Origin of the sequence: Streptomyces sp. NPDC050619, assembly GCF_040654815.1 — a bacterium.
Classification (GTDB): Bacteria; Actinomycetota; Actinomycetes; order Streptomycetales; family Streptomycetaceae; genus Streptomyces.
The window spans coordinates 1-1,275 of the sequence record NZ_JBFAIR010000153.1 but is presented as its reverse complement, the minus strand read 5'-3'; the positions used below and the strand labels follow the sequence as shown (position 1 = coordinate 1,275).

Genomic DNA, 1,275 nt, shown 5'->3' with positions numbered 1-1,275 from the left:
CGTCAGCCGGGTGCTGGAGCTGACCCGGGCCGGATTCGACGCCGTCTTCGAGGACGGCCAGGACCCGGTCGCCGACTTCCGCACCTTCCTGCAGGCCCGGCCGCAGGCCGAACTGACCCACGGCGACCCGCTCAGGATCAGCGCTTGACGCTCTCCGCCCTGGAGGGGGGAGATTCTTACGGCTCGCGCCGTGAGACTTCCTGTTTCATCGCCGACTGCCCGCCCGGAGTTCTCCGTTGAGGTCTTACACCGGCTCCACAGGCTGCAACCGCCCGTCCGGCGGCCAGAAGGTTCTTCGCTGCGTTCACGTCCCGGTCGTGGGTGGTGCCGCAGTGGCACGTCCAGGTGCGGACGCTCAGCGGCATCTTCTCGGCGAGGGCGCCGCAGTGAGAGCACAGCTTGGAGGAGGGGAAGTAACGGTCGACCGCGATCACTTCCCGCCCGTACCAGGCGGCTTTGTACTCCAGCATGCTCCGGAAGTCGGCCCACGCGGCATCGCTGATGGCGCGGGCGAGCTTCCGGTTCCTGGCCATGTTGCGCACGGTCAGGTCCTCGATCACGAGCGTTTGGTTTTCGCGCACGAGTCGAGTGGTCAGCTTGTGCAGGTGGTCACGGCGCCGGTCGGTGATCCGGACGTAGATCTTGGCGACCTTGCGGCGGGCCTTGGCCCGGTTGGCTCCGGCCCCCCCGGCCTTGTGGGACAACTCCCGCTGGGCCTTCGCCAGCCGGGCGCGGTCGCGCCGTTCGTGCCTGGGGTTGGTGATCTTCTCCCCGGTGGAGAGGGTGAGCAGGTGGTGAAGTCCGGCATCGATACCGACCGCCGTGTCTGTCATGGGAAGCGGCTTCACGCCGGGGTCGTCGACCAGCAGGGACACGAACCAGCGTCCAGCCGCGTCCTGAGAGACGGTCACTGTCGACGGCGTCGCTCCCTGCGGCAGGGGCCGGGACCACACGATGTCCAGCGGCTGCGCCATCTTCGCCAGTGTCAGCTTGCCGTCCCAAAACCGGAACCCGCTGGTCGTGTACTCGGCGGACTTCCGGGACTTCTTCCGCGACTTGAACCGCGGGTACTTGGCCCGCTTGCCGAAGAAGTTCGTGAACGCCGTCTGCAAGTGGCGCAGACATTGCTGGAGCGGCACCGAAGAGACGTCGTTGAGGAACGCCAGCTCCTCGGTCTTCTTCCATGCCGTCAGCATCGCCGACGTCGCGTTGTAGTTGACCCGCTCCTGACGCATCACCCACGCCTCGGAGCGGGCCGCGAGCGCCATGTTGTAG

General features: G+C 67.1%; 1 protein-coding gene. It reads right to left on the bottom strand.

Annotation, left to right across the window (positions count from 1 at the left end; all coding sequences use genetic code 11):
- Positions 1-176: 176 nt before the first annotated feature.
- The coding region (locus AB0I77_RS53645) for an RNA-guided endonuclease TnpB family protein (RefSeq protein WP_363290342.1) at positions 177-1,275 on the bottom strand (1,099 nt) is incomplete at its 5' end.